Consider the following 25,476-nt stretch of genomic DNA (forward strand, 5'->3'; position numbering starts at 1 on the left):
AGTTTCTGTCCGGGTGCCCCGCCCACTGCCGGTGGGCGGGGCACCCGTGCTGTGTCCGCACCACCATTTTGTACCTGTTCGTATTGAGGAGTCACCGTGGCCGTCTCGGTCTTCGACCTGTTCTCGATCGGCATCGGCCCGTCCAGCTCCCACACGGTCGGCCCGATGCGGGCGGCGCGCATGTTCGCCCGCCGGCTGCGCAACGAGGGCCTGCTGGACCCCGTCACCGCCGTCCGCTGCGAGCTGTACGGCTCGCTCGGCGCCACCGGCCACGGCCACGGCACCCCGAAGGCGGTGCTGCTGGGCCTGGAGGGCGCCTCCCCCCGCACGGTGGACGTGGAGGGCGCCGACGACCGGGTCGAGGCCATCCGGAAGGCGGGCCGGCTCAGCCTGCTCGGCGAGCACGAGATCGCCTTCTCCTACGACGACGACCTCGTCCTGCACCGCCGCGAGACCCTGCCGTACCACGCCAACGGCATGACGCTCTGGGCGTACGACGCCGCGGGCGAGGAGCTGCTGACCAAGACGTACTACTCGGTCGGCGGCGGCTTCGTCGTGGACGAGGAGGCGGTCGGCGCGGACCGGATCAAGCTGGACGACACGGTGCTGAAGTACCCCTTCCGCACCGGTGACGAGCTGCTGCGGCTCACCAAGGAGACCGGTCTGTCGATCTCCGCGCTGATGCTGGAGAACGAGCGGGCCTGGCGCACCGAGGAGGAGATCCGGGCGGGCCTGCTGGAGATCTGGCGGGTGATGCGCGAGTGCGTGGCCCGGGGCATGTCCCGCGAGGGCATCCTGCCGGGCGGCCTGAAGGTGCGCCGCCGCGCCGCCGTCTCCGCCCGCCAGCTCCGCGCCGAGGGCAACGCCCTCGCGCACGCCATGGAGTGGATCACCCTCTACGCGATGGCGGTGAACGAGGAGAACGCGGCGGGCGGCCGGGTGGTCACCGCGCCCACCAACGGCGCGGCCGGCATCATCCCGGCGGTGCTGCACTACTACATGGACTTCGTGCCCGGCGCCGACGAGGAGGGCGTGGTCCGCTTCCTGCTGGCGGCCGGCGCGATCGGCATGCTCTTCAAGGAGAACGCCTCCATCTCCGGCGCCGAGGTCGGCTGCCAGGGCGAGGTGGGCTCCGCCTGCTCCATGGCGGCGGGCGCGCTCGCCGAGGTGCTCGGCGGCTCCCCCGAGCAGGTGGAGAACGCGGCCGAGATCGGCATGGAGCACAACCTGGGCCTGACCTGCGACCCCGTGGGCGGCCTGGTCCAGATCCCGTGCATCGAGCGCAACGGCATGGCCTCGGTGAAGGCGGTCACCGCCGCGAAGATGGCGATGCGCGGCGACGGCTCCCACAAGGTCTCCCTCGACAAGGTCATCAAGACCATGAAGGAGACGGGCGCGGACATGAGCGTCAAGTACAAGGAGACGGCGCGCGGCGGGCTCGCGGTGAACATCATCGAGTGTTAGAGGCGTCGAGGGTGAGAAGCCGGGGGGCCTGAATACTGGGGATCATGCGCACCGACTTCGATCCCTCGGCCATGGCCCCCCACGCCTTCTACCGGCTCCTCACCTCGGTGGTGGTGCCGCGGCCGATCGCGTGGGTCTCCACGGTCCCCAGGGACCACCCGGACCGGCCGAACCTCGCGCCGCACTCGTTCTTCTCGGTCTCCTGCGTGCAGCCGCCGATCGTGCAGTTCACCTCGGTGACCCGCAAGGACTCGCTGCGGAACGTGGAGGAGACCGGCGAGTTCGTGGTGAACCTCGCGCCGGAGGGGTTGTTCCGGGAGATCAACGACACCGGGACCGACTTCCCGTCCGAGGTCAGCGAGTTCGAGGCGGTGGGGCTGGAGCCCGAGCCCTCCCTGCGGGTCAGGCCGCCTCGGGTCGCGGCCTCCCCGGCGGCGCTGGAGTGCGAGCTGCACAGCCTGCTGACGCTGGGCGACTCCACGGTGGTGTTCGGCCGGGTGGTCCACGCGGTCGTCAGCGAGGAGGCGCTCGCGAAGGACGGGCTCCCGGACATCGAGCGGCTGCGCCCGCTGTCCCGGCTGGGCCGCGACGAGTGGGGGACGCTCGGCGAGGTGCTGGAGAAGCCCCGCATCCGCTGGCGCGACTGGCAGCAGGGCGAGCGGAGCTGAGTCCCCCTCGGCCGCCGTTTCGAGCGGTCCTGCCGGTTACGCGACTTGCACGCAGGTAGCGTCGCGCGCATGCACGCGATCACTGTGACCGACCCGGCGGCCCCGAGAAGCTGAACTGGAGCGAGGTCCCCGACCCGGTGCCGGGCCGGGCGAAGTGCTGGTCGACGTGGCGGCCGCCGTTAACCGCGCCGACATCATGCAGCGGCCGGTAAGCAGGGCGCACACCGCGTCGCCGACCGGGCCGCGGCGCTGCCCGAAGTGGTGTGCACGGTCTGGTCCAGCGTCTTCATGGTGGCGCACCTGCGCCCCGGCGAGGCGCTGCTCGTGCAGGGCGGCGGCGACTACCTCGACCGCAACGTCCAGGCCCTCGCCACCAACGGCCGGCTGGTGATCACCGGCCTCCAGGGCGGCACCACGGGCGAGCTGGACATCGCCGCCCTGCTGGGCAAGGAGGGCGCCGTCATGGCGACCTCGCTGCGGGCCCGGCCGCTGCGGGAGAAGGCCGCGATCGTCGCCGGGGTGCGCGAGCACGTCTGACCGCTGATCGACTCGGGGCGGGTCCGCCCGGTCATCGACCGCGAGCTGCCGATGTCCGACGCCGCCGAGGCGCACCGCGCGCTGGACAGCGGCCACATCGGCAAGATATTGCTCACCGCGCCGCAGCACCGGTAAGGGGGGTAGGCTCGAATCAGCGCCCGATTGCTCACCTTTCGTGAAGGGGTTGCTGATGTCGACCGTTCTGTGCGTGCTCTATCCCGACCCGCAAGCGGGATATCCGCCGGTATACGCGCGGGACGAAATCCCGGACATCGGGTGGAATGTCAACGGTCGCCCCGCCCCCGCACCCAAAGGCCCGCTCGGATTCAAAGCGGGCGAACTGGTCGGGTGCGTATCGGGTGAACTCGGGCTGCGGAGCTATCTGGAGAACAACGGCCACCGGCTCATCGTCACCAGCGACAAGGACGGGGAGCAGGCCGAGTTCGACAGGTATCTCCCCGAGGCCGAGGTCGTCATCTCGCAGCCGTTCTGGCCGGCGTATCTGACGAAGGAGCGCCTGGCGAAGGCGTCCAAGCTGAAGCTGGCGCTCACCGCGGGGATCGGCTCGGACCATGTCGACTTGGACGCCGCGGCACAGGCCGGGGTCACCGTCGCCGAGGTCACCGGCTCCAACAGCGTCAGCGTGGCCGAGCACACGGTCATGATGATCCTGGCCCAGGTCCGCAACTACCTTCCCTCGCACGGGATTTCCGCCAACGGCGTCTGGAACGTCGCGGACTGCGTGGAGCGCGGCTACGACATCCAGGGCATGAAGTACGGGGCCGGTCGGGGCGGGCCGTATCGGGCTGGCCGTACTGCGGCGGCTCAGGCCGTTCGGTCTGGAGCTGCATTATCACCAGCGGCATCAACTCGATCCGGAGACCGAGAGAGAACTGGGCCTCATCTACCATCCGGATCTGGAATCGATGATCACCGACATCGACATCCTGAGCCTGCAATTGCCGCTTTACCCGTAGACAAAGAACATGCTGAACGCGGAGACCTTCGGCATGATGAAGCGCGGAACGTACGTCATCAATTGCGGGCGGGCGCAGCTCGTCGACCGGGACGCGGTAGTGGAGGCGCTGCATTCCGGCCAAATCGCCGGATACGCGGGAGACGTCTGGTATCCGCAGCCGACGCCGATCGACCATCCCTGGCGCACGATGCCGTTCAACGGAATGACGCCGCACATTTCCGGGACGACGCTTTCCGCACAGGCCCGCTATGCCGCCGGAACGCTCGACATCCTTCAGTGCTATTTCGAGGGGCGGCCTATCTGCGAGGAATATCTCGTCATCGACGCGGGAAATCTCGCCGGGGTCGGGGCCCAGTCGTACGAATTGAGGTGAGGGCTCCCGGCCGCTCAGCCGCCGTCCAGTCCCCAGGCGTCGGCGAGCAGCGAGAAGGAGCGGGCGCGGTGTGCGGGGTCGTGGGTGTAGGTCGTGATGATGAGTTCGTCGGCCGCCAGGTCCGCGACGAGCGCCTCCAGCTCGGTGACGACCGTCTCCGGGGAGCCCACCGCGCGCACCTGCTGGAAGTCGTCCACGAAGCGAGCGATCTCGGGGCTGATCACGGTCCCCAGGTCCCGTACCGGGGGCCGCAGCGGGCCGCGGTAGCCGGCGTAGATGCCGGCGGCCATCTGCTGGGCGGTGGTGAACAGGTAGTGCGCCTCCTCGTCGGTGGGGGCGACGAGGACATTGACGCCGACCATGGCGTAGGGCCGCTCGATCTCGGCGGTCTCGAACTCCCTCGAGAAGCGCGAGCGGTACAGCTCCAGCGCCTGGTGCCGCATCTGCGGGGCGAAGTGCGAGGCGAAGGCGTACGGCAGCCCGAGGTAGGCGGCGACGGCCGCGCCGTCCAGGCTGGACCCCAGCATCCACAGCGGGACCTCGGTGCCCTGGCCCGGCACCGCCTTCACCTCGGGCCTCTCCCCGTCGCGGGAGCTGAGGTAGCGGTGCAGGTCGACGACGTCCTGGACGAACGTGTCGGTGGCCGCGCCGCCCCGGCGCAGCGCGGCGGCCGTCGTCGGGTCGGTGCCCGGTGCGCGACCGAGGCCGAGGTCGATGCGGTGGCCGTACATCTCGGCGAGGGTGCCGTAGTACTCCGCGACCATCAGCGGGCTGTGGTTGGGCAGCATGACGCCGCCCGAGCCGAGCCGGATGCGTTCGCTGTGCTCGGCGGCCCGGCCGATGAGCAGGGCGGTCGCGGAGGAGGCGAAGGTGAGGACGTTGTGGTGCTCGGCGTACCAGTACCGGTGGTAGCCGAGCGCGTCCGCGAGCCGCACCAGCTCGACGGACTGGTTGAGCGCGGTGGGCGTATCGGTGCCCGAGGCCACGGGTACGAGGTCGAGGATCGACAGCGGAACGCGCGGAGTAGTCATGTCGGCGCCACAATCATCGGGAGCAAAGTACCTCCCAGCGAACGTTTCACAGGCGGGACCGGCCCGCAATCAGAGCCGGCCCCGCATGACCGGGTACGGCGGTGCCGAGTCCGGCAAGACCGTCTCCCAGAACGCGGCCAGAGAGGTAGAGGTAACTCACAGGCGTCCGGTGCGGTGTGCCCGGGCATGGTGTCTGTAGTTCCAACTCCCCCTACTTCTCCGTCCCGCAGCGGTGGCGATGTCCTCGCCGGGGCGGGTTCGCCTGCCAGGAGAACGCATGTCTCTGAGCCTTCGGTTCACGGTCCGCAGTGACAAGGGCCTGGTCCGGGAAGTCAATGAGGACTCGGTGTACGCGGCCCCGCATCTGCTGGTGGTGGCGGACGGGATGGGCGGGCACGCCGCGGGTGAGGTGGCCAGTTCCGTGGTGATCTCGCACATGGCCGAGCTGGGGCCGGAGCGGACGCGGGCGGAGCCCATGGAGGCGTTGCGCGGGGCGATACTCGCCGGGAACCGGGCCATCGCCGAGGCGGTGCGGACCTCGCCCGAGCTGGAGGGGATGGGGACCACGCTCACGGCGGTGCTGATGGAGGCCGACAGCGACCAGTTCGTCGTGGCCAACGTCGGGGACTCCCGTACGTATCTGATGCGCGCCGGTGAGCTGGTGCTGCTGACCCGTGACGACTCCCTCGTGCAGACCCTGCTGGACGACGGTCGGATCACGCCCGCCGAGGCGCTCGCGCATCCCCAGCGGTCCATGGTGACGAAGGCGCTGGTCGGCGGGGAGTCGCTCAGCCCGACCCTGTTCCGCCTGGAGACCCTGCCCGGCGACCGCTTCCTGCTCTGCTCCGACGGCCTCTCCGACCTCGTCCCCGAGTCCGAACTCGCCGCGGCGCTCTGCCTGTCCGGCCGGGACGAGGCCGCCGACCGGCTGGTGGAGCTGGCGCTCGGCGCGGGCGGCAGGGACAACGTGTCCGTCGTGGTGGCCGACGTCGTCCAGGGCGGAGCCTCCGCGACTCCGGTCATCTCCCGCGCGCCCCTCCAGGCCCCCCACCGGCACAGGCGCACCGCCTACGCGGTGGCCGCCGCCGCCCTGGCCGCCGGCCTCGCGGCGTACCTGCTCAGGTCGCGCTAGCGAGCCGGTCCAGCTCGGTCAGCACCGACTCCGCGTGCCGGGCGGGATCGGGGACGGGGTGGATCAGCGACCGCACGGCACCCGTGCGGTCCAGCACGACCCCGGCCCGCTCGAACAGCGCGCGGCCCTCGGCCCGTACCTCGGGAACGCCCAACTCCCGCCCGAGGGAGAGGTCCTCGTCCCCGATCAAGGGGTAGCCGAGTCCGCGGCCGGCCGCGAACTCCGCCAGGTGACCGGGGGCATGCGCACTCACCCCGAGCACCCGGGCCCCGGCACGGGCGAACCTCGCCGCCGCGTCCCGCGCGGAGCACAACCCCGTGGTGCAGCCGCCGAGTTCGGGCACGCGCTCCCCGATGCCGGGTTCGGTGATGAAGAACAGCACGGTCCACTCGTGGTCGGGGGACGGCACGGTGACCGGGCCCTCGGACGTCATCGCGGTGCGCTGCATGAAGGTTCCTCCGTTGGGTCGTGAACACGCTCGGAGCGAGATGTTCCGAGCGACGGCGCCGGGGGCACAAGACCTTCATGCTCCATGGCATCGACGTCAGCGCGTATCAGTCCTCGTCGTACGAGACCGACGGACTCTCGTTCGCCTTCATAAAGGCGACGGAGGGTCGTTCGTACGTCAACTCGAGACTCGCGGCCCAGACGAAGACGGCGCGGGACGCGGGTCTGGTCACGGGCTTCTACCACTTCCTGTGGCCGGGCAACCTGACCGCCCAGGCCGAGTACTTCCTCAGCCACGCCCCCGACCGGCCGGGCGACATCCTGGCCGTCGACTGGGAGGTCACCGGTGACGGTACGCACGCGAGCAACGCGGAGAAGGACACCTTCATCCGCAAGCTGCGCAGTCTGCGGCCCGACAACCGGGTGGTGCTGTACACCAACCGGGACTACTGGCTGAACATCGACACCACGTCGTACGCGGGCGACGGGCTGTGGATCGCCGACTACGTGAGCGCCGGAAAGCCCCGGATCAAGGCGGACTGGAAGTTCCACCAGTACACCTCGGAGCCGCACGACAAGAACGTGGCGGACTTCTCCAGCAAGGCCGCGCTCAAGCAGTGGGCGACCGGGAGGTGACGGGAGGGGTGCCCGCGCGGCGCGGACACCCCCGCCGGGTGCGTCACTTGTTCAGGTAGGCCCAGAACTCGTCGAACGTCAGCACCTTGTCGCCGTCGATGTCACGGGTCTTGATGACCGCCTCGGCGACCGTCTCGGTGACGTTGAAGTCGCCCTGCTGGGCGAGCGCGGACTTGAACTCGGCCGCGGTGATGAACCCGTCGCCGTCCGCGTCTATCCGCTGGAACTGCTTGCGTGCTTCCTCGATGTCCGCCACCGATCCGCCCCTCTGTGCTCGTACTTCTCATACCGTGTCGGCGTACTGCCGCTGGTCAGATTAACGCTCCCCACCACCAGCGGTTCCCCCGGACCGAGAGGCGGGCACGATGGAGACGTTGCCGGATCTGCTCGACGCGGTGGCCGACGACCGTTTCCTGCCCTCGGACGGCACGGTGACCGTCCTCCCCCAGCTCTGCCAACGGGACGCCGGCGTACTGGCGTTCACCGCGCACACCCTCGTCGTCACCGACGAGGACCCCGCCTGGGTACGCGCCACCCTGGCCGCCGTGGACTGCGACCCCCTCGCCGCCCCCATGCACCCCCGCTTCCTCACCGCCCTCATGGACCGCACCGGCCGCACGGCGGAGACCGTCGACGCGCTCTGGGTCGGCACTCCCCTGCCGGGCCCGCCCGCACTGCCGCTGCGGGAGATCGCGGACACCGGCCATCCCCGCGTGGTCCGCGCGCATCGCCGCCGGGACGCCGTGCGGGTGTGGGCGGCGGACGGCGGGCTGCTGGTCACCGGGCGCGGGGTGGGTGGGCGGCTGGAGGTGGCACTGGAGGTGGACGGCGGGGGCGCGGGGCTGGGGCGCGCCCTGGCCACCTCCGCGCGACAGTTGGCCAGCGGGCCCGTGTGGGCGCAGATTTCGCCGGGGAACGCCCGGAGCACGCGGGCGTTCCTGTCGGCGGGGTACCGGCCCGTCGGGGCCGAGGTGTTGTTTCAGTGCCAGGGGCGGTAGTACGGGTTGCTCTGGCAGTTGCTCATGATCTCGGTCTTGGTGGCCTTGTCGACCGGGCAGACGCCGATGACGTACTGGCGCTGGATGCCGCCGGGGAAGGCGACCTCGACCTGGTCGGCCCACTTGTGGGTGTCGCCGATGGTCTTGTTGACGTCCACCCCGCCGGGGGCGTCGATGTAGTAGTTGTAGCCCGACTTGTACCAGGTCTTGTACAGGTCGTGGTCGTAGGTCGTGGAGACGTACGGCGAGGGCTGGTTGACGAGGACGTACTGCTCCACGTCGTACTGGCCGTTCACCGTGTCCTTGGGCAGGAAGCCCTCCTCGAAGACGACGGCCGGGCCGCGGCTGTCGCTGCGGTAGAGGGTGCCGCAGCCGGTGCGCCACACCGGGTCCGGGGTGATCCGGTCGACGTCCACCCGGCGGTCGGCGGCGGCGTGCACCTTGTCCTGGAACTGCGGACAGGAGGGCGCGGCGGCGCGGGTCTTCAGGTCCGCCGGAGCGGCGGCGGGCGTGGCGGCCGTGGTGGCGAGGACGGCGCCGAGGGAGAGGGCGGCAGCGGTGACGCTGCGCCGCAGACGAGTTGTGATCATGCCCAGCACGATGGCGGTCCGGCCGGGACGTTCGGTGGATCATCACCCCATCGGGGGCGTGTCCGCCGGCCTCAAGTCAGCTGTTCCTAGCGGTCGGAGACCCGCATCTCGAACCAGGTGGTCTTGCCCCGGGGCAGCAGGTCGACGCCCCAGCGGTCCGCGAGCTTGTCGACGAGGAACAGCCCCCGCCCGCTGATGTCCATCTCCTGCACCGGCATCAGGCAGGGCAGCCCCCGCGAGGGGTCGCGCACCTCGACGCGGACCCAGCCGCGCCGGCGGCGCATCCGCAGTCCGAACACGCGGGCGCCGGTGTGGCGTACGGCGTTTCCCACGAGTTCGGAGACGAGTAAGACCGCGTCCTCGGTCAGCTTGGGGGTGAGCCCCCAGTGCCGCAGGATGACGATCTGGGCGAGTCTGCGCGCGGTGGCGGCGGACTCGGGACGCGACGGGAGCGGAACCTCCCCCTCCGCGGGGTTGCCGAAGAGTTCGAGCGCTCTGAGCCCTTGTTCGTCCTCGACCGCGGGCGACCAACGCGCCGCGGCAGCACGGCTGTGTCCCCGTGGCTGATCGATGCCATCCAGCCCCGCCATGGCCCCATGATGGCCGTCGCGGCGGGCCTCCGGGGCCGATCCGGAGGAATACGCCCCCCGTGCGCCCCCGGTCTGCTCCATTCTCTCGGCATATGCCAGGGGCAGGTGAGGGTCGACGGTGGCCCGGTCGACCTGCGGCGACGGCTCGGTTCCGGGCAATCGTGCGGCTCCCTCGGCGAGGCAGGCTTAAGGTGCGGTTAAGGCTCCCATAAAGCTGCCCGCCGAGAGAACCGAATCAGACGACGCGTCAATTGCAAGGGCCGCGGGGGTTCTTCTCGGCCCCTCAGAGGAACTTGGCCTTGCCCGGCCCCTCCTCCACGAAGCTGCGCATCCCCCGCTCGCGGTCCTCGGTGGCGAACAGCCCCGCGAACCAGTTCCGCTCCACCGTCAGCCCGGTGTCGATGTCGGTCTCCAGGCCGGCGTCGACCGCCTCCTTCGCGGCGCGCAGCGCGAGCGCCGGGCCCTGGGCGAGCCGGGCGGCCCAGGCGTGCGCCTGCTCGTACACCTCGTCGGCGGGGACGACCCGGTCCACCAGGCCGAGGGCGAGGGCCTCCTCGGCCTTGACCATGCGGCCGGTGAAGATGAGGTCCTTCGCCTTGGAGGGGCCGATCAGCCGGGGCAGCCGCTGGGTGCCGCCCGCGCCGGGGATCAGACCGAGCAGGATCTCGGGCTGGCCCAGCTTGGCGTTCTCCCCGGCGATCCGGTAGTCCGCGCAGAGTGCCAGCTCGCAGCCGCCACCGAGCGCGTACCCGGTGACGGCGGCGACGACGGGCTTGGGGATGCGGGCGACGGCGGTGAAGGCGTCCTGGAGGGCGCGGGCGCGCAGGACCATCGCGGTGTGGTCCATCGCCTGCATCTCCTTGATGTCCGCGCCCGCCGCGAACACCTTCTCCCCGCCGTAGATCACAACGGCGCGCACGTCCTCGCGGCGCGTGGCCTCCTCAGCGAGTTCCTTCAGCCGGTCCTGCGTGGCGACGTCCAGCGCGTTCATCGGCGGCCGGTCCAGGCGCAGCGTGCCGACGCCTTCGGCGACTTCGAGATTCACGGTCATGCGCAGCAGGTTAACGGCCACTAACGCCGACGGGCCCGGTGCCGTTCCTCACAGCACCGGGCCCGCCGTCCACTCGGTCCTACTTCTTCCAGTCGGCCCAGCTCATGTTCCAGCCGTTGAGGCCGTTCTCCGGGGCGACCGTGCGGTCGTGGGAGTTCTTCACGACGACCACGTCACCGACCATGGACCGGTTGAAGAACCAGGCCGCCGGGACCCCGCCGTCGTAGCCGCCGCGCACGTCGCGCAGGCCCACGCAGCCGTGGCTGGCGTTGTAGTTGCCGAAGGCGCCGCCGCCCCAGTAGTTGCCGTGGATGAAGGTGCCGGAGTCGGTGAGGCGGATGGCGTGCGGCACGTCCTTGATGTCGTACTCGCCGCCGTAGCCGACCGTCTCGCCGTTCATCCGGGTCACGGAGAGCTTCTCGGTCATGACCATCTTGCCGTTCCAGGTCTCGTAACCGGGCTTGCCGGTGGTGACCGGGAGGGTCTTGAGGGTCTTGCCGTCCCGCACGACCTTCATGGTGTGCTTCTTCGCGTCGACGTAGGAGATCTGGCTGCGGCCGATGGTGAACTTCACCGTCTTGCGCTGCTTGCCGTAGACCCCGTCGCGGCCCTCGACGCCGTCCAGGTCGAGGTCGACGGTGACCTTGGTGCCGGGCTTCCAGTAGCTCTCCGGGCGGAAGTCCAGGCGGTCGTTGCCGAACCAGTGGCCCGCGACGTCCACCGCGGGCTCGGTCTTGATCCGGATGGCCTTCTCCACCGCGGCCGGGTCGGTGATGCCCCGCGTGAAGCGCAGCGAGAACGGCATGCCGACACCGACGGTGGAGCCGTCCTCCGGGGTGAAGGTACCCATGAAGGTGTTCTTGGGCGTCAGCGTGGTGAAGCTGGAGTCCTCGGCGGCCTTGCGGCCCCGCGAGTCCTCGGCGACCGCGTGCACCGTGTACTTGGTGGCGGCGGCCAGGTGCCGGGTCGGGGTCCAGGCGGCGCCGCCCTTGGCGAGCGTGCCGTCGACCTCGGTGCCCTTGCTGTCCTTGACGACCACGCTGGTCAGCCGGCCCCCGGCGACCTTCACGTTCAGCGCGCCGCTGGTGTCCACGGCCTGGGCGCCGGACTTGGGCGCGATGGTGACGGCGGCCGAGGACTGCTTGTCCTGGCCGTCCTTGTTCTTGGCGTTGCCGGACCCGCTCCCCGTGGTCTCGCCGCCGCCGCAGGCGGCCAGCGACAGCACGAGCGCCCCCGCCATGAGCGCCAGCCCCTTACGACCCCTGTGCCGAGTTCCTGCCGAAGCCCCCGATATCGGCCGCACGTTCAAGTCGTTCTCCCCTCCCGGACCTGGTCACAGGTCCACACCCCGGCGCGTCCCGCGCTCATCTGGGCATGCTAGCCGCCGGTTTCCGGGCTCGGTGTCCGTCGAATGTCACCGTTCAGTCGCAACTTCAACGAGTCGCCGAGACCCGGAATCCCGCAGCTCACCGGGTCACTGGAGCACGCTGCCCGCCTTCCACTGCTTCCATGCCATGTTCCACCCGCTGAGGCCGTTGTCCGGGGAGACCGTCTTGTCCTTGCTGTGGACGACCTCGATGACGTCGCCGACGAGGCTGCGGTCGAAGAACCAGCCCGCCGGGGTGTCCGCGCCGCCGCCCTTGACGTCCCTCAGTCCCACGCATCCGTGGCTGACGTTGACTTCGCCCGGCGACTCGGGCGACCAGTAGTTGCCGTGCAGGAAGGTGCCGGAGTCGGTGAGCTTCATGGCGTGCGGCACGTCCGGGATGTCGTACTCCCCGCCGAAGCCGACCGTCTGGCTGTTCATGCGGGTCACCTCCAGCATGTCCATCACCACCATCTTGCCGTTGTACGTGGGCGTCTTGGGGGCGCCCGCGGTGATCGGCACGGTGGCCAGGAGTTCGCCGTCCCGGCGCACCTCCATGGTGTGCGCGGCCGCGTCGACCAGGGAGACCTGGCTGCGGCCGACGGTGAAGGAGATGGTCTTGCGCTGGAGCCCGTAGACGCCGGGCGCCCCCTCCACGTCGCGCAGGGCGAGGTCGACGGTGACCTCGGTGCCGGGCTTCCAGTAACGCTCGGGGCGGAAGTCCAGCCGGTTCTTGCCGAACCAGTGGGCGCGGATGTCGACGGCCGGTTTCGCGGTGACGCGTACGGCCTTCTCCACGGCGGCCCGGTCGGTGATGTCCCGGTTGAAGGCGAGGGAGACGATCATCCCGGTGCCCACCGTGGAACGGTTCTCCGGGGTGACGTAGCCGATGAACCGCTGGTCGGGGACGTAGGTGGTGAACGTGGTGTGCCGGGCCGAGCGGCGGCCGTCGCCGTCCACGGCGACCGCGTCCACGGTGTAGCGGGCGGCGAGGGCCAGCTTGTCGTCGTCCGGTTTCCAGGTACGGCCATCCTTGGCGATGCGCCCGGTGACGGCGGTGTCCTGCGCGTCCTGGGAGCGGGTCACCGTGACCTTCTCCAGCCGCCCTTCGGGCACCTTCACCCGCAGCCGCTCGCCGGGGCGCACCCCCTTGCCGCCGTCGTCCGGGGTCACCCGGATGACGTCCTCGACGGCCGGGGGTCTGCCCGGCGGGCCGCCGATGCCCAGGGGGCCGGAGCCGTCCGCGGTGCAGCCGGCGGCCCCGGCCAGCAGTCCCGCCCATGAAAGTGCCGTGGCCAGTGCGGCCAGCGCGCGCCGCGCGCGTCCTTGTAGGTGCCTCACGCCGACACAACGACGCGGCACGCTCCGGGGAAACGTGAGTGCGACCCCGCAGGTGGGCAGAACAGAGGGAAGGACGACGCGAAGGGGAGCCGCCGCGCCCGCGCCGGAGCCGTCGGGGCGCTGCCGTACCGGTCGGCCGAGCGTGCCCGGGGCCTCGAAAAGAGCCCGCGGGGTGCGGTCGGCCCTTCGGCGCGGGCGGTCGTGCCCCGGAAGGCCGAGCCACTGAAAGAGGGGCCGACTGGTGACGAGCGCAGCCGAGCAGCGGGCACGGGCCGGGGAACCGCCCGCCCAGAGCGGGACCGCCACTTCCCCGGTGCGCGGTGCCCGGCGCGCCGCGCCGCCCGCGTGGCCGGGGACGCCGACCCCGCTGGGGGCCCGGTTCCGTACCGGCCCGGACGGGGTGGCGGGCACCAACTTCGCGCTGTGGGCGGGCGGCGCGGAGGCGGTGCGGCTGTGCCTGTTCGACGAGCGGGGCCGGGAGACCCAGGTCCGCCTCACCGAGCTGACGCACGAGATCTGGCACGGCTTCGTGCCCGGCGTGCTACCCGGCCGGCGCTACGGCTACCGGGTGGAGGGCCGCTGGGACCCGTGGGCCGGCGCCCGCTGGAACCCGGCGAAGCTGCTGCTGGACCCGTACGCCCGCGCGGTGGACGGTGAGTTCGCGCTGCCGCCGGAGGTGTACGGGCATGTGCGGGACTGGCCGGAGCAGGCTTACGCGGACACCGTGCGGGACGAGCGGGACTCGGCGCCCTTCGTGCCCAAGGGCGTGGTGGTGCACGACGACGACGACTGGTCCGACGACCGCCGCCCCAAGACGCCGTGGGCGGACTCGGTCATCTACGAACTGCACGTCAAGGGCTTCACCAAGCTCCACCCCGGCATCCCGGAGGAACTGCGCGGCACCTACGCCGGTCTCGCACACCCGGCGGCGATCGAGCACCTGGTGAAACTGGGCGTGACGGCGGTGGAGCTGCTCCCCGTCCACCAGTTCGCGCACGAGGACCATCTGCTGCGCCGGGGCCTGAAGAACTACTGGGGCTACAACTCCATCGGCTACTTCGCCCCGCACGCGGCCTACGCGGCCTCCGGCACCACCGGCCAGCAGGTCGGCGAGTTCAAGCGGATGGTGCGCGCGCTGCACGCGGCCGGCATCGAGGTGATCCTCGACGTGGTCTACAACCACACCGCCGAGGCGGGTGAACTCGGCCCCACACTCTCCCTGAAGGGCATCGACAACCGGGGCTACTACCGCCTCCAGTCCGACGCCCGCCGTTACGCCGACTACACCGGCTGCGGCAACACCCTGCACGTGGTCCAGCCCCAGGTGCTCCGGCTGATCACGGACTCGCTGCGCTACTGGGTCACCGAGATGGGTGTGGACGGCTTCCGCTTCGACCTGGCGGCGGCACTGGCCCGCTCGATGCACGACGTCGACATGCTGTCGCCCTTTCTGGCCGTCATCGCCCAGGACCCGGTGCTGCGCCGGGTGAAGCTGATCGCCGAGCCGTGGGACATCGGCTCCGGCGGCTACCAGGTGGGCGCCTTCCCGCCGTTGTGGACGGAGTGGAACGACCGCTACCGCGACACGGTGCGCGACTTCTGGCGGCACGCGCTCCCGGACGTCCGCGAGATGGGCTACCGGCTGTCGGGCTCCAGCGACCTGTACGCCTGGGGCGGCCGCCGCCCGTACGCCTCGGTCAACTTCGTCACCGCGCACGACGGTTTCACCCTGCGGGACCTGGTCTCGTACCACGGCAAGCACAACGAGGCCAACGGCGAGGACAACCGGGACGGCACCGACGACAACCGTTCCTGGAACTGCGGCGCCGAGGGCGAGACGGATGACGCGGGCGTACGGGCCCTGCGCAGGCGGCAGTTGCGGAACCTGCTGACCACGCTGTTGCTGTCCACCGGGGTGCCGATGCTGGTCGCGGGCGACGAGCTGGGCCGCACCCAGGGCGGCAACAACAACGCCTACTGCCAGGACGGCGAGCTGAGCTGGCTGGACTGGTCCCTGTTGGACGACCCGGACTGGCGGCCCCTGTTCGACCTGACCTGCCGGCTGATCGCGCTGCGCCACCGGCACCCGGTGCTGCACCGCCGGGCTTTCTTCTCGGGCCGGGCGCACTCGGCGGACGGCCTGCGCGACCTGGCATGGTTCACCGCCAGGGGCGCGGAGATGACCGAGGGCGACTGGTACGCACCCGCCGCCACGCTTGGCATGTATCTGTCCGGCCGGGACATTCCGGGGCGGGACGAGCGGGGTGCGGCGGTGGTGGACGACAGCTTCCTCGCCGTGCTGCACGCCGGGCACGAGCCGACCGGCTTCACTCTTCCGGGCGCACCCTGGGCGACGGGCTACGAGGTGGTGGTGGACACCTCGGGCGAGGAACAGCACCGGGCGCCGGACACCGCGCTCGACGCGGACACCGAAATCACCGTGCCCGCGCGGACGGTGCTGCTGCTACGGGTCGTCTGAGGGGGGCGGAGGGGCTGGAAAACTCGGTGGGCGGGACGGGGGCCGGTCCGTACGCTGACACCGGTGTCCACCAACTCTCCCCCCGCCCGGCGCCGCTCCGCCGCCCGCACCCTGCTGCGGCTGTGGCCCTACGTACGCCCGGTGCGCGCACGCTGGTTCGCGGCCGCCATCATCGCCGTCGTCGCCTCCTGTCTCGGCCTGGTGATCCCGCTCGTCCTGAAGTGGATGGTCGACGGCCCGGTGGCCGCGCGCGATCCGGCCGGGGTGTGGCTGGGCGCGCTGTACCTGCTGCTGATCGGCGTGGCGGAGGCGCTGCTGTTCGGCATAAGGCGCTGGCTGGTGGCCCGTCCGCTGGCGGGCGTGGAGGCGGGCATGCGTGCCGACCTCTACCGGCGGCTCCAGCGGCTCCCGGTGGCCTTCCACGACCGCTGGCCCTCGGGCCAGTTGCTGTCGCGGGGCACCGGCGACCTGATGCTGGTGCGGATGTTCCTCGCCTTCCCGCTGACCTTCCTGCTGGTCAACGGCGTGACGATCGTCCTGGGGCTAGGGATCATGCTGGTGCAGGACTGGGTGCTCGGCCTGGTCGTCCTCGGTCCCGCCGTGCCGCTGCTGTGGGTCTGCGTGGTCGTGGAGCAGCGGTACGCGCACGCGGCCCGGCAGGCGCAGGACCAGGTCGGCGACCTGACCACCCTGGTCGAGGAGAGCGTGCTCGGCATCCGGGTCGTCAAGGGCTTCGGGCGCCACCGCAGCCAGGCGCGCGCGTTCCGGCGTACGGCGGTGATGCTGCGGGACACCGAGATCGGCAAGGCGCGGCTGCTGGCCGTCATCTGGGCGGTCATCGTGACGCTGCCGGAGGTGGCGATCGGGGCCGCGCTGGTGCTGGGCGTGCTGCGGGTGGCGGACGGCTCGCTGTCGGCGGGCACGCTGGTCGCGTTCCTGAGCACGGCGCTGGCGCTGCGCTGGCCGGTGGAGTCCATCGGCTTCCTGCTGGCGATGTGCCAGGAGGCGGCGACGGCCACGGAACGCTACTTCGAGGTGCTCGACGAGCGTCCGGAAGGCGACGCCGAGACGTATGCCGCAGCCGCCGTCCCCGAGCCCGGCGAGCGCGGCCTCCGTTTCGAGGGCGTGGGTTTCCGCCACGCCGACGCGGCCCCCGGCACCCGGCCGGTGCTGGACGGGGTCGACCTGCACATCCGCCCCGGCGAGTCGATGGCGCTGGTCGGCGCGACCGGCAGCGGCAAGACCACCCTGACCTCGCTGGTCCCCCGCCTGCACGACGCCACCTCGGGCCGCATCACCCTCAACGGCGTCGACATCACCGCCCTCCCCCGCGAGGAACTGCGCGCCCGGGTCGCCGTCGCCTTCGAGGAGCCGACCCTGTTCTCCACGAGCGTGGCGGAGAACGTCCTCATGGGCGCCGGGGAGGGCGCGGGCCGGGACGAGCTGGAGCGGGCGCTCGCCGTGGCGCACGCCGACTTCGCGCACGCGCTGCCCGAGGGCCCGGACACCCGGGTCGGCGAACAGGGCCTGAGTCTGTCCGGCGGCCAGCGCCAGCGCCTCGCGCTGGCCCGCGCGGTGGCCGGGCGGCCGGAGTTCCTGGTGCTGGACGACCCGCTGTCCGCGCTCGACGTGCACACCGAGGCGGCCGTGGAGGCGGCGCTGCGCCGGGTGCTGGCCGACACCACCGCGCTGATCGTGGCCCACCGCCCGTCCACCGTGCTGCTGGCCGACCGGGTCGCCCTGCTCTCCGACGGCCGGATCACCGCCGTCGGCACCCACCACGAACTGCTGCGCACCAACGCCGAGTACGCCCATCTGATGTCCGGCGGCCCGCGCGAGGCTCCCGAGGAACCCGAGGATTCCCGATGACCACCACGACGTCCGCCGCCCCCACCACGGACGACGACCTACCCGATCCGAATCTCCCGCAGGACTCCGGCGACCCATTCGACCGGGACGTCCTGCCCACCCCGCCCGGTGCCACCGCCGCCCTGCTGCGCTCGCTGCTCGCCCCGCGCCGGGCCCGCGTCGCGCTCACCGTGCTCCTGCTGCTGCTCCAGCAGGCGGCGGCGCAGACCGGCCCGCTGCTGGTGGCGTACGCCATCGACACCGCCGTACCGGCCGTGCGCCGGCACGACCACGGGCCGCTGCTCGCCGTGGCGGCGGGGTACGCGCTGTGCGCGCTGGCTTCCGGCGGGCTCCAGTACGCGTTCATCCGGGCGTCCGCGTGGGTCAACCAGGACGTGCTGCTGGACCTGCGCGGCCGGATCTTCCGGCACGCGCAGGCGCTCAGCGTGGACTTCCACGAGCGCTACACCTCCGGCCGGCTGATCTCCCGCTCCACCACGGACGTGGAGGCGCTGCGCGAACTCCTCGACGAGGGGCTCCAGGAGCTGGTCACGGTGGTGCTGTCCTTCGTCTACATCTCCGCCCTGCTGCTCTGGCTCGACCTGGGCCTCGGCGCGGTCGCGGTCGCCTCGTTCGTGCCGCTGTACCTGCTGGTGCGGCGCTATCAGCGGCGCGCGCAGCGGGTCTTCGCCGCGCGCTCCACGGCCATCGCGGCGCTGATCGTGAAGTTCGTGGAGACGATGAACGGCATCCGCCCGGTGCGCGCCTTTCGCCGCGAGGCGGCCAACGACGCCGAGTTCGCCACGCTGAACCGGCGCCACGAGCGCAGCAACGGCGACTCGCTGCTGGAGATGGCGCAGTACGTGGTCGGCTCCCGGCTGGTGGCCAACACCGCCGTCGCCGGGATCGTGCTGTGGGGCGCCTACCGGGTGGCCTCCGACACCCTGGCGCTCGGTGTGCTGGCGGCGGCGGTGCTGTATCTGCGGCGGCTGTACGACCCGATCGACCGGCTCGGCATGTTCCTCAACTCCTACCAGTCGGCGGGCGCGTCCCTGGAGAAGATCGCCGGTCTGCTGGCTCAGACCCCGTCCGTGCCGGAGCCCGCCGAGTCCCGCGAACTCCCGCCGTTGAAGAGCGATTTCCCCGGCCGCGAGGTGGTCTTCGACGGGGTCCGGTTCGCCTACCGCACCGGCGGCGAGGTGCTCCCCCGCTTCGACCTGACGCTGCCGGCCGGGCAGACGGTCGCCGTGGTCGGCTCCACGGGCGCGGGCAAGTCGACGCTGGCCAAGCTGCTGGCCCGCTTCTACGACCCCACCGAGGGCGCCGTCCTGCTCGACGGGGTGGACCTGCGCGAGCTGGCGCTGCCGGAACTGCGGCGCGGGGTGGTGATGGTGACCCAGGAGGCGTTCCTGTTCTCCGGCACGGTGGCGGAGAACATCGCCATCGGCCGCCCCGAGGCCACCCGGGAGGAGATCGAGCACGCGGCGAAGGCCATCGGCGCGTACGAGTTCATCAGCGCCCTGCCCGACGGCTACGACACCGACGTACGCAAGCGCGGCGGCCGCATCTCCGCAGGCCAGCGCCAACTGGTGGCGTTCGCGCGGGCATTGCTCGCCGACCCGGCGGTGCTGATCCTGGACGAGGCGACCAGCTCGCTGGACGTGCCGGGTGAGCGTGCGGTGCAGCGGGCGATGACGACCGTGCTGCGCGGCCGTACGGCGGTGGTGATCGCGCACCGGCTGTCCACGGTGGAGATCGCCGACCGGGTGCTGGTGATGGAGCACGGCCGGATCGTCGAGGACGGCCGCCCGGACCAACTGATCGCCGGTTCCGGTAGGTTCTCCGAGCTGCACAAGGCGTGGCGGGACAGTCTGGCTCAGTGACGGCCGGTGGAACGGGGGCAGGATGATCGACGCGTATGGAGATCCCGGCATACCTGATACGCGCGGCGGCTGGCGCTACTTGTGGTGGCTGGCCCTGCGCCAGCCGGGGCGTTCGCTGGCCGGCGCGGTGTTCGGCTCGGCCTGGCTGGTGCTGATGGCGGCCCAGCCGTACCTGCTCTCGCGGGCGGTGGACGACGGGCTGGTGCCGGGGCGGCTCGGGGTGCTGGCCGCCTGGACCGGCGCCATGTTCGCGGCCGGGGTGGGGTGCGCGTGGCTGAGCATCATGCGGCACCGCACCATGACCCGGGTGCGGATGGACGCCAACTTCCGCACGGTGAAGCTGGTGGTGGAGCACGCGGCTCGGCTGGGCGCCGCGCTGCCGCGCCGGGTGGGGGCCGGTGAGGTCGTCACCGTCGGGGTCGGCGATGTGCAGACCCTCGCGCAGGCGCTGACCGTGATGGGGCCGGGCGTCGGCTCGGTCGTCGTCTACTCGGTGGTGGCCGCGCAACTGCTCACCATCTCCGGCTCGGTGGCCGCCGTGGTGCTGCTGGGCGTGCCGGTCATCGCGCTGCTCACCGGCCCGCTGACCCGCCGCCTGCAGGGCACCGAGACCGAGTACCGGGAGCGCCAGGGCATCCTCACGGCCCGCATCGGTGACCTCGCGGGGGGCCTGCGCGTCCTGGGCGGACTCGGCGGCAAGTCGCTGTTCGCGGACGCCTTCGCCAGGGACTCCGGGCGGTTGCGGGAGCAGGGGTACCGGGTGGGCGCGGTGACGAGCTGGGTGCAGGCGCTCGGTCTCGGCCTGCCGACGCTGTTCCTCGCCGCGGTGACCTGGCTGGCGGCCCGGCTGGCCGCCGAGGGCGCGATCACGGTGGGCGAGCTGGTGTCGGTGTACGGGTACGCGGCGGTGCTGATCGGCCCGGTCGCCTTCTTCGTGGAGATGAACTACGACCTGAACCGCGCGGTGGTGGCCGCCCGCCGGGTGGTGGCCCTGCTCCGGCTGGAGCCCGAACCGGACGACGGCACGCTCACCGCCCCTGAGGGCCCGGCCGAGCTGCACGACCCGGCGTCGGGCGTACGAGTGGCGCCGGGCCGGCTGACCGCAGTGGTCGCGGCCCGCTCCGCCGACACCGCCGCCGTGATGGACCGGCTCGGCCGGTACGGGCCGACCGAGGCTCTGTGGGGCGGCGTACGCCTGGACGCGGTGCCGCTGGCCGAGGTGCGCTCTCGGGTGCTGGTCGCGGACAACGAGGCCGACCTCTTCGCCGGGCCCCTGCTGGAGACCGTGTCCGCCGGGCGCCCGGCGGACGAGGCCGCGGTGCGCCGGGCGGTACGGGCAGCGGTCGCCGAGGACGTCGTACGGGGACTGCCCGACGGACTGGACACGGTGGTGTCCGGGCAGGGCCGCAGCCTCTCCGGGGGCCAGCGGCAGCGGGTCCGGCTGGCACGGGCGCTGCTGGCCGACCCGGAGGTGCTGCTCGCCGTCGAGCCGACCTCGGCGCTGGACGCGCACACCGAGTCGGCGGTCGCGCACCGGCTGCGCGAGGCGCGGGAGGGCCGTACGACGGTGGTGACGTCGACCTCGCCGCTGCTGCTGGACGTGGCGGACACGGTGCTGTTCCTGGTCGACGGCAAGGTGGCCGCGAGCGGCCCGCACCGGCTGCTGCTGGACCGCGAGAAGGGCTACCGGGCTCTGGTGGCACGGGACTTGGGTGACGGGGAGGCCCTGCGGTGACGACGGACACGGGAGCGCTGCCGGTCGCGGACCGGGGCACGGTACGGCGGGCGGCGGCCCGGTTGGTCCGCGCCGACGGGCGGGCCTTCGCGGCCGCGCTGGCCCTGAACGCGCTGGCGGCCGGTGCGGGCATCGTGGGCCCCTGGCTGGTCGGCCGGATCGTGGACGAGGTCCGGGCCGGGCGCGGTGCAGGCGCGGTGGACCGGCTCGCGCTGTGGATTCTGCTGTGCGCGCTGGCCCAGTTGGTGCTGGCCCGCTGGGCGCGGTACGTGGCGCACCGGTTCGGGGAGCGGACGCTGGCGCGGGTGCGCGAGACCTTCGTCGAACGGCTGCTGGGGCTGCCCGCGTCGGTGGTCGAGCGGGCCGGCACCGGCGACCTGACGGCGCGCGGCACGGCGGACGTGGCCACGGTCGGCACCACGCTGCGGGACATCGGCCCCGAGCTGCTGGTGTACGCGGTGCAGGCGCTGTTCGTGCTCGGCGCGGTGTTCGCGCTCGACCCCTGGCTCGGCCTGTTCGGGCTGCTCGGCCTGACCCCGGTGTGGCTGGCGGTGCGCTGGTACCTGCGGCGGGCGCGGGACGCCTATCTGGCCGAGGGCGCGGCGACCTCGGCGGTCGCGGAGATCGTGGCGGCCACGGCGGCGGGCGCCCGGACCGTGGAGGCGTTCCGCCTGGAGAAGGCGCGTACGGCGGCGAGCCGGGAGGCGCTGGAGCTCTCCCGCCGCAGCCGCTACCGCACGCTCGGCCTGCGGACCGTGTTCTTCCCCTCCGTCGAGATCTCGTACACGATCCCGGTGGCCGGGGTGCTGCTGGTCGGGGGCTGGCTGCACGGGCGCGGGCTGATCGGGCTGGGCGCGGTGGTGGCCGGGGCGCTGTACATGCGGCAGTTCACCGACCCGCTGGACATGGTGCTGATGCGGCTGGAACAACTCCAGTCCAGCGGCGCCTCGTTCGCCCGCGTGGAGGGCATCGCCGAGGCACCGCGCGCCCCGGTGGACACCACGCGGACCCCGGCGGACGACCGGATCGAGGTGCGCGGGGTGCGGTACGCGTACGAGCGGGGCGGTGAGGTGCTGCGCGGGGTGGACCTGACGGTCCGGCCCGGTGAGCGGCTGGCGGTGGTGGGGGCGTCCGGTGCGGGCAAGACCACGCTGAGCAGGCTGCTGGCCGGTGTCGACGCCCCCGCGTCCGGCTCGGTCACGGTGGGCGGGGTCCCGGTCGCGGAGCTGGAGCCCGCGCGGCTGCGCCGCCAGGTGGTGCTGGTCACCCAGGAGCACCATGTGTTCCTCGGCTCGGTGCGGGACAACCTGCTGATCGCCGAACCCGACGCCACGGACGAGGAGTTGTGGCGGGCGCTGGTGGCCGTGGGTGCCGACGGCTGGGTGCGGGAGCTGCCCGAGGGGCTGGACACCGGGCTCGGCCAGGGCGGCCGGGTGACCGACGGCTCCCAGGCGCAGCAGCTCGCGCTGGCCCGGGTGGTGCTGGCCGACCCGCACACGCTGATCCTGGACGAGGCGACCGCCCTGCTCGACCCGGCCACCGCCCGGCACACCGAGCGCGGGCTGGCGGCGGTGCTCGCGGGCCGCACGGTGATCGCCATCGCGCACCGGCTGCACACCGCGCACGACGCGGACCGGGTCGCGGTGATGGAGGACGGCCTCGTCACCGAGCTGGGCACGCACGACGAACTGGTGGCCGCGAACGGCGCGTACGCGGCGCTGTGGCGCACGTGGCACGGTGACGGCAGCACGGCCTGAGCGCCATCCACACATCGTCTCAACACGCCCGTAATAGAGGGGAGTTGGCACGGGAGGCACGCCTTCCGGCCAACTTCCCGACGCGCTCCTGACAGGCCCCCCGCCGCCCTGTCACTCTTCCCACGACCGACTCACAGCGACCGCACAGCGCTCACGCGTCCCGCGCCACCCGCGCCCGCACGCGCAGCACGCACCGCGCACCGCCCTGTTCTGCCCCGGACGCCCCATCCCACCGTCCGGTCTCCCTCGGCCGCGCGACCGGCGGCCACGCAGAAGGAGTCAGTGTTGAGCAGCAGCCCCTCCAGCAACCCCTCCCGCAGACGCGTCTCCCCTCGCCGCCGCACCGCCACCGTCGCCCTGGCCGGTGTCGCCGCGCTCATCGCCGCCGCCGTCCAGTCCGGAGCGGCGACCGCGGCCCCGGCGGGACCCCGGCCGGGCAAGGCCGACCCCGCCCACAGCTCCGTACGCCTCACCACCGCCCAGCGCGCCGGGCTGATCCGGGACGCCGACGCCGGCCGGGCCGACACGGCCCGCTCGATCGGCCTGGGCGCCAAGGAGAAGCTCGTCGCCCGCGATGTCGTCAAGGACGGCGACGGCACCCTGCACACCCGCTACGAGCGCACCTACGCGGGCCTGCCCGTGCTCGGCGGCGACCTGATCGTGGACACCGCGCCCTCGGGCGCGACCAAGCGCGTGGTGAAGGCGTCCGGCGCTGTGCTCAAGGTCACCGGCCTCACCCCGGCCGTACCGAAGGCCGCGGCGGAGCGGCAGGCGGTGGCGCGCGCGAAGGCGCTCGGCGGCACCAAGTCGGCCGCCGACAGCGTGCGCACGGTGATCTGGGCCGCCACCGGCAGGCCGGTCCTCGCCCACGAGACGGTGGTCGGTGGCCTCCAGGACGACGGCACCCCGAACGAGCTGCACGTCATCACCGACGCCACCACCGGCAAGAAGCTCTACGAGTACCAGGGCGTCCACACCGGCGTCGGCAACACCCAGTACAGCGGCCAGGTCCCGCTCACCACCACCCAGTCCGGCTCCACGTACAACCTGACCGACGGGGACCGGGGCGGGCACAAGACGTACAACCTCAACCGGGGCACCTCCGGCACCGGCACCCTGTTCTCGCAGGGAAGCGACACCTGGGGCAACGGCACCGTCTCGGACCCGGCGACAGCGGGCGCGGACGCGCACTACGGGGCGGCGGTCACCTGGGACTTCTACAAGAACACGTTCGGCCGCAGCGGCATCAAGAACAACGGTGTCGGCGCCTACTCCCGTGTGCACTACGGCAATTCGTACGTGAACGCCTTCTGGAGCGACTCCTGCTTCTGCATGACCTACGGCGACGGCTCGGGCAACGCCGACCCGCTGACCGCCCTGGACGTCGCCGGGCACGAGATGAGCCACGGCGTCACCTCCAACACCGCCGGCCTCAACTACTCGGGCGAGTCGGGCGGGTTGAACGAGGCCACGTCCGACATCTTCGGTACCGGCGTGGAGTTCTCCGCGAACAACGCCTCCGACCCCGGTGACTACCTCATCGGCGAGAAGATCGACATCAACGGCGACGGCACCCCGCTGCGCTACCTGGACAAGCCGAGCAAGGACGGCGCGTCCAAGGACAGTTGGTACTCCGGTATCGGCGGCATCGACGTGCACTACTCCTCCGGCCCGGCGAACCACTTCTTCTACCTGCTGAGCGAGGGCAGCGGCACCAAGGTGATCGACGGGGTGTCCTACGACTCCCCCACCGCCGACGGCCTCCCGGTCACCGGCATCGGCCGGGACAAGGCCCTCCAGATCTGGTACCGGGCGCTCACCACCAAGTGGACCTCCACCACCAACTACTCGGGCGCCCGCACCGGCACCCTGGCCGCCGCCGGTGAGCTGTACGGCACCACCAGCGCCGAGTACGCGGCCGTGCAGGACGCCTGGGCGGGCGTCGGGGTCGGCACCCGGCCCGGCGGCGACACGGGCACCTCGTACGAATCCACCACGCCGGTGGCGATCCCGGACAACGGTCCCGCGATCACCTCGGACATCACGGTCTCCGGCAGGAGCGGAAACGCGCCAAGCAACTTGCGCGTGGCCGTGAACATCACCCACACCTGGCGCGGTGATCTGGTGATCGATCTGGTCGGCCCGTCGGGCACCTCGTACCGGCTGAAGAACTTCAGCTCCTCGGACTCCGGGGACGACGTGGACGAGAGCTACACCGTCAACGCAGCGGCCGAACCCGCCAACGGGACTTGGAAATTGAGGGTCCAGGACCAGGCGGCGCAGGACAAGGGCACGCTCAACGGCTGGAAGGTCACCTTCCCCTAGACCACCCTTCCGCCGCCCCTCGCGGCCGGTGAACGGGCGCCGTCGGGAGGGTGAACAGCCCACCGGACGGCCCCCGTTCACACGCCCGCAACAACATCAAGACGCAAGGTTTCGGCCAACATCACCCCAGGGTCATGACATGTACGCGTCCCTGGTGCCACGCTCTCCCCACCCGCCGCAGCACAGCGACTTCAGTACGCACCACCCGGCCAGTGACCCCACGCTGGCCGACGCCCCCACGTCAAG

General features: G+C 71.9%; 19 protein-coding genes and 3 pseudogenes. 14 read left to right on the plus strand and 8 right to left on the minus strand.

Annotated features, from left to right (window positions below; translation table 11 throughout):
• Positions 1 to 96: 96 nt before the first annotated feature.
• From OG448_RS09135 to OG448_RS09155, 5 genes and pseudogenes are all read left to right on the plus strand, one after another.
• Entirely contained in the window at positions 97 to 1,464 is a 1,368-nt protein-coding gene (locus tag OG448_RS09135; RefSeq protein WP_405552648.1) for an L-serine ammonia-lyase, read from the plus strand.
• A gap of 44 nt (positions 1,465 to 1,508) precedes the next feature.
• On the plus strand, positions 1,509 to 2,132 hold the full coding sequence (locus OG448_RS09140) for a flavin reductase (RefSeq protein ID WP_391300301.1): 624 nt from the start codon (positions 1,509 to 1,511) through the stop codon (positions 2,130 to 2,132).
• A gap of 69 nt (positions 2,133 to 2,201) precedes the next feature.
• Positions 2,202 to 2,804: pseudogene (locus OG448_RS09145) on the plus strand (zinc-binding dehydrogenase).
• Positions 2,805 to 2,859: 55 nt separating this feature from the next.
• Positions 2,860 to 3,459: pseudogene (locus tag OG448_RS09150) on the plus strand (NAD-dependent formate dehydrogenase); the annotation flags it as partial.
• Between the two features lie 49 nt (positions 3,460 to 3,508).
• A pseudogene (locus tag OG448_RS09155) lies at positions 3,509 to 4,021 on the plus strand (NAD(P)-dependent oxidoreductase).
• 14 nt (positions 4,022 to 4,035) lie between these two features.
• On the opposite strand, the gene OG448_RS09160 reads toward OG448_RS09155, so the two are convergent.
• Complete coding sequence (locus tag OG448_RS09160; protein WP_405552649.1) at positions 4,036 to 5,052, minus strand: LLM class flavin-dependent oxidoreductase; 1,017 nt, start codon at positions 5,050 to 5,052, stop codon at positions 4,036 to 4,038.
• Between the two features lie 277 nt (positions 5,053 to 5,329).
• Between OG448_RS09160 and OG448_RS09165 the strand changes: the two genes are divergently transcribed.
• A complete protein-coding gene (locus tag OG448_RS09165; protein ID WP_405552651.1) occupies positions 5,330 to 6,184 on the plus strand; it encodes a PP2C family protein-serine/threonine phosphatase in 855 nt (284 codons plus the stop codon).
• Here the strand turns inward: OG448_RS09165 and OG448_RS09170 are convergent.
• Positions 6,171 to 6,632 (minus strand): redoxin domain-containing protein, encoded by a 462-nt coding sequence (locus OG448_RS09170; RefSeq protein ID WP_405552652.1) that lies wholly within the window; start codon positions 6,630 to 6,632, stop codon positions 6,171 to 6,173. The genes OG448_RS09165 and OG448_RS09170 overlap by 14 nt on opposite strands.
• Positions 6,633 to 6,709: 77 nt before the next feature.
• Between OG448_RS09170 and OG448_RS09175 the strand changes: the two genes are divergently transcribed.
• Positions 6,710 to 7,267, plus strand: coding sequence for a GH25 family lysozyme (locus tag OG448_RS09175; protein WP_405552653.1), 558 nt, complete (start codon positions 6,710 to 6,712; stop codon positions 7,265 to 7,267).
• 43 nt (positions 7,268 to 7,310) lie between these two features.
• Here the strand turns inward: OG448_RS09175 and OG448_RS09180 are convergent, their stop codons facing one another.
• On the minus strand, positions 7,311 to 7,523 hold the full coding sequence (locus tag OG448_RS09180) for an EF-hand domain-containing protein (protein ID WP_135789875.1): 213 nt from the start codon (positions 7,521 to 7,523) through the stop codon (positions 7,311 to 7,313).
• 109 nt (positions 7,524 to 7,632) lie between these two features.
• On the opposite strand from OG448_RS09180, the gene OG448_RS09185 reads away from it, so the two are divergent.
• Positions 7,633 to 8,265: a GNAT family N-acetyltransferase gene (locus OG448_RS09185; RefSeq protein WP_405552655.1), complete on the plus strand. Its 633-nt coding sequence runs from the start codon at positions 7,633 to 7,635 to the stop codon at positions 8,263 to 8,265.
• On the opposite strand, the gene OG448_RS09190 is transcribed toward OG448_RS09185, so the two are convergent.
• The 5 genes from OG448_RS09190 to OG448_RS09210 all read right to left on the minus strand — a co-directional run bounded on the left by OG448_RS09190 (position 8,247) and on the right by OG448_RS09210 (position 13,203).
• On the minus strand, positions 8,247 to 8,855 hold the full coding sequence (locus tag OG448_RS09190; RefSeq protein WP_405552656.1) for an ADP-ribosyltransferase: 609 nt from the start codon (positions 8,853 to 8,855) through the stop codon (positions 8,247 to 8,249). The two genes, OG448_RS09185 and OG448_RS09190, sit on opposite strands and share 19 nt — an antisense overlap.
• 86 nt (positions 8,856 to 8,941) lie before the next feature.
• Positions 8,942 to 9,445 carry an ATP-binding protein gene (locus OG448_RS09195; RefSeq protein ID WP_405552658.1) on the minus strand — a complete coding sequence of 168 codons (504 nt, stop codon included), beginning with the start codon at positions 9,443 to 9,445 and terminating at the stop codon, positions 8,942 to 8,944.
• Between the two features lie 283 nt (positions 9,446 to 9,728).
• On the minus strand, positions 9,729 to 10,496 hold the full coding sequence (locus tag OG448_RS09200; RefSeq protein WP_405552659.1) for an enoyl-CoA hydratase/isomerase family protein: 768 nt from the start codon (positions 10,494 to 10,496) through the stop codon (positions 9,729 to 9,731).
• Between the two features lie 79 nt (positions 10,497 to 10,575).
• The gene (locus tag OG448_RS09205; protein WP_405552661.1) at positions 10,576 to 11,805 is read right to left on the minus strand and encodes an Ig-like domain-containing protein; all 1,230 of its coding nucleotides are present in this window, start codon (positions 11,803 to 11,805) and stop codon (positions 10,576 to 10,578) included.
• Positions 11,806 to 11,970: 165 nt separating this feature from the next.
• Positions 11,971 to 13,203 (minus strand): Ig-like domain-containing protein, encoded by a 1,233-nt coding sequence (locus OG448_RS09210; RefSeq protein WP_405552663.1) that lies wholly within the window; start codon positions 13,201 to 13,203, stop codon positions 11,971 to 11,973.
• 241 nt (positions 13,204 to 13,444) lie between these two features.
• Between OG448_RS09210 and glgX the strand changes: the two genes are divergently transcribed.
• The 6 genes from glgX (at position 13,445) to OG448_RS09240 (ending at position 25,230) form a co-directional block, all read left to right on the plus strand.
• Complete coding sequence (gene glgX / locus OG448_RS09215) at positions 13,445 to 15,682, plus strand: glycogen debranching protein GlgX (RefSeq protein ID WP_405552665.1); 2,238 nt, start codon at positions 13,445 to 13,447, stop codon at positions 15,680 to 15,682.
• Between the two features lie 63 nt (positions 15,683 to 15,745).
• Positions 15,746 to 17,551 carry an ABC transporter ATP-binding protein gene (locus tag OG448_RS09220; RefSeq protein WP_405552667.1) on the plus strand — a complete coding sequence of 602 codons (1,806 nt, stop codon included), beginning with the start codon at positions 15,746 to 15,748 and terminating at the stop codon, positions 17,549 to 17,551.
• Entirely contained in the window at positions 17,548 to 19,413 is a 1,866-nt protein-coding gene (locus tag OG448_RS09225) for an ABC transporter ATP-binding protein (RefSeq protein WP_405552669.1), read from the plus strand. The genes OG448_RS09220 and OG448_RS09225 overlap by 4 nt, the downstream gene beginning before the upstream one ends.
• 22 nt (positions 19,414 to 19,435) lie before the next feature.
• The gene (locus OG448_RS09230) at positions 19,436 to 21,148 is read left to right on the plus strand and encodes an ABC transporter transmembrane domain-containing protein (RefSeq protein ID WP_405552671.1); all 1,713 of its coding nucleotides are present in this window, start codon (positions 19,436 to 19,438) and stop codon (positions 21,146 to 21,148) included.
• Positions 21,145 to 22,905, plus strand: coding sequence for an ABC transporter ATP-binding protein (locus OG448_RS09235; RefSeq protein WP_405552673.1), 1,761 nt, complete (start codon positions 21,145 to 21,147; stop codon positions 22,903 to 22,905). The genes OG448_RS09230 and OG448_RS09235 overlap by 4 nt, the downstream gene beginning before the upstream one ends.
• 285 nt (positions 22,906 to 23,190) lie before the next feature.
• Positions 23,191 to 25,230 carry a M4 family metallopeptidase gene (locus OG448_RS09240; protein WP_405552675.1) on the plus strand — a complete coding sequence of 680 codons (2,040 nt, stop codon included), beginning with the start codon at positions 23,191 to 23,193 and terminating at the stop codon, positions 25,228 to 25,230.
• Positions 25,231 to 25,476: the final 246 nt, after the last annotated feature.

The sequence above is a fragment of the Streptomyces sp. NBC_01171 genome (genome assembly GCF_045039805.1).
GTDB lineage: Bacteria > Actinomycetota > Actinomycetes > Streptomycetales > Streptomycetaceae > Streptomyces.

Coding starts and splice junctions, on each gene's coding strand:
- OG448_RS09140 (WP_391300301.1), top strand. CDS start 1,509: ATGCGCACCGACTTCGATCCCTCGGCCATGGCCCCCCACGCCTTCTAC.
- OG448_RS09160 (WP_405552649.1), bottom strand. CDS start 5,052: ATGACTACTCCGCGCGTTCCGCTGTCGATCCTCGACCTCGTACCCGTG.
- OG448_RS09165 (WP_405552651.1), top strand. CDS start 5,330: ATGTCTCTGAGCCTTCGGTTCACGGTCCGCAGTGACAAGGGCCTGGTC.
- OG448_RS09170 (WP_405552652.1), bottom strand. CDS start 6,632: ATGCAGCGCACCGCGATGACGTCCGAGGGCCCGGTCACCGTGCCGTCC.
- OG448_RS09175 (WP_405552653.1), top strand. CDS start 6,710: ATGCTCCATGGCATCGACGTCAGCGCGTATCAGTCCTCGTCGTACGAG.
- OG448_RS09185 (WP_405552655.1), top strand. CDS start 7,633: ATGGAGACGTTGCCGGATCTGCTCGACGCGGTGGCCGACGACCGTTTC.
- OG448_RS09190 (WP_405552656.1), bottom strand. CDS start 8,855: ATGATCACAACTCGTCTGCGGCGCAGCGTCACCGCTGCCGCCCTCTCC.
- OG448_RS09195 (WP_405552658.1), bottom strand. CDS start 9,445: ATGGCGGGGCTGGATGGCATCGATCAGCCACGGGGACACAGCCGTGCT.
- OG448_RS09200 (WP_405552659.1), bottom strand. CDS start 10,496: ATGACCGTGAATCTCGAAGTCGCCGAAGGCGTCGGCACGCTGCGCCTG.
- OG448_RS09225 (WP_405552669.1), top strand. CDS start 17,548: ATGACCACCACGACGTCCGCCGCCCCCACCACGGACGACGACCTACCC.
- OG448_RS09230 (WP_405552671.1), top strand. CDS start 19,436: ATGATCGACGCGTATGGAGATCCCGGCATACCTGATACGCGCGGCGGC.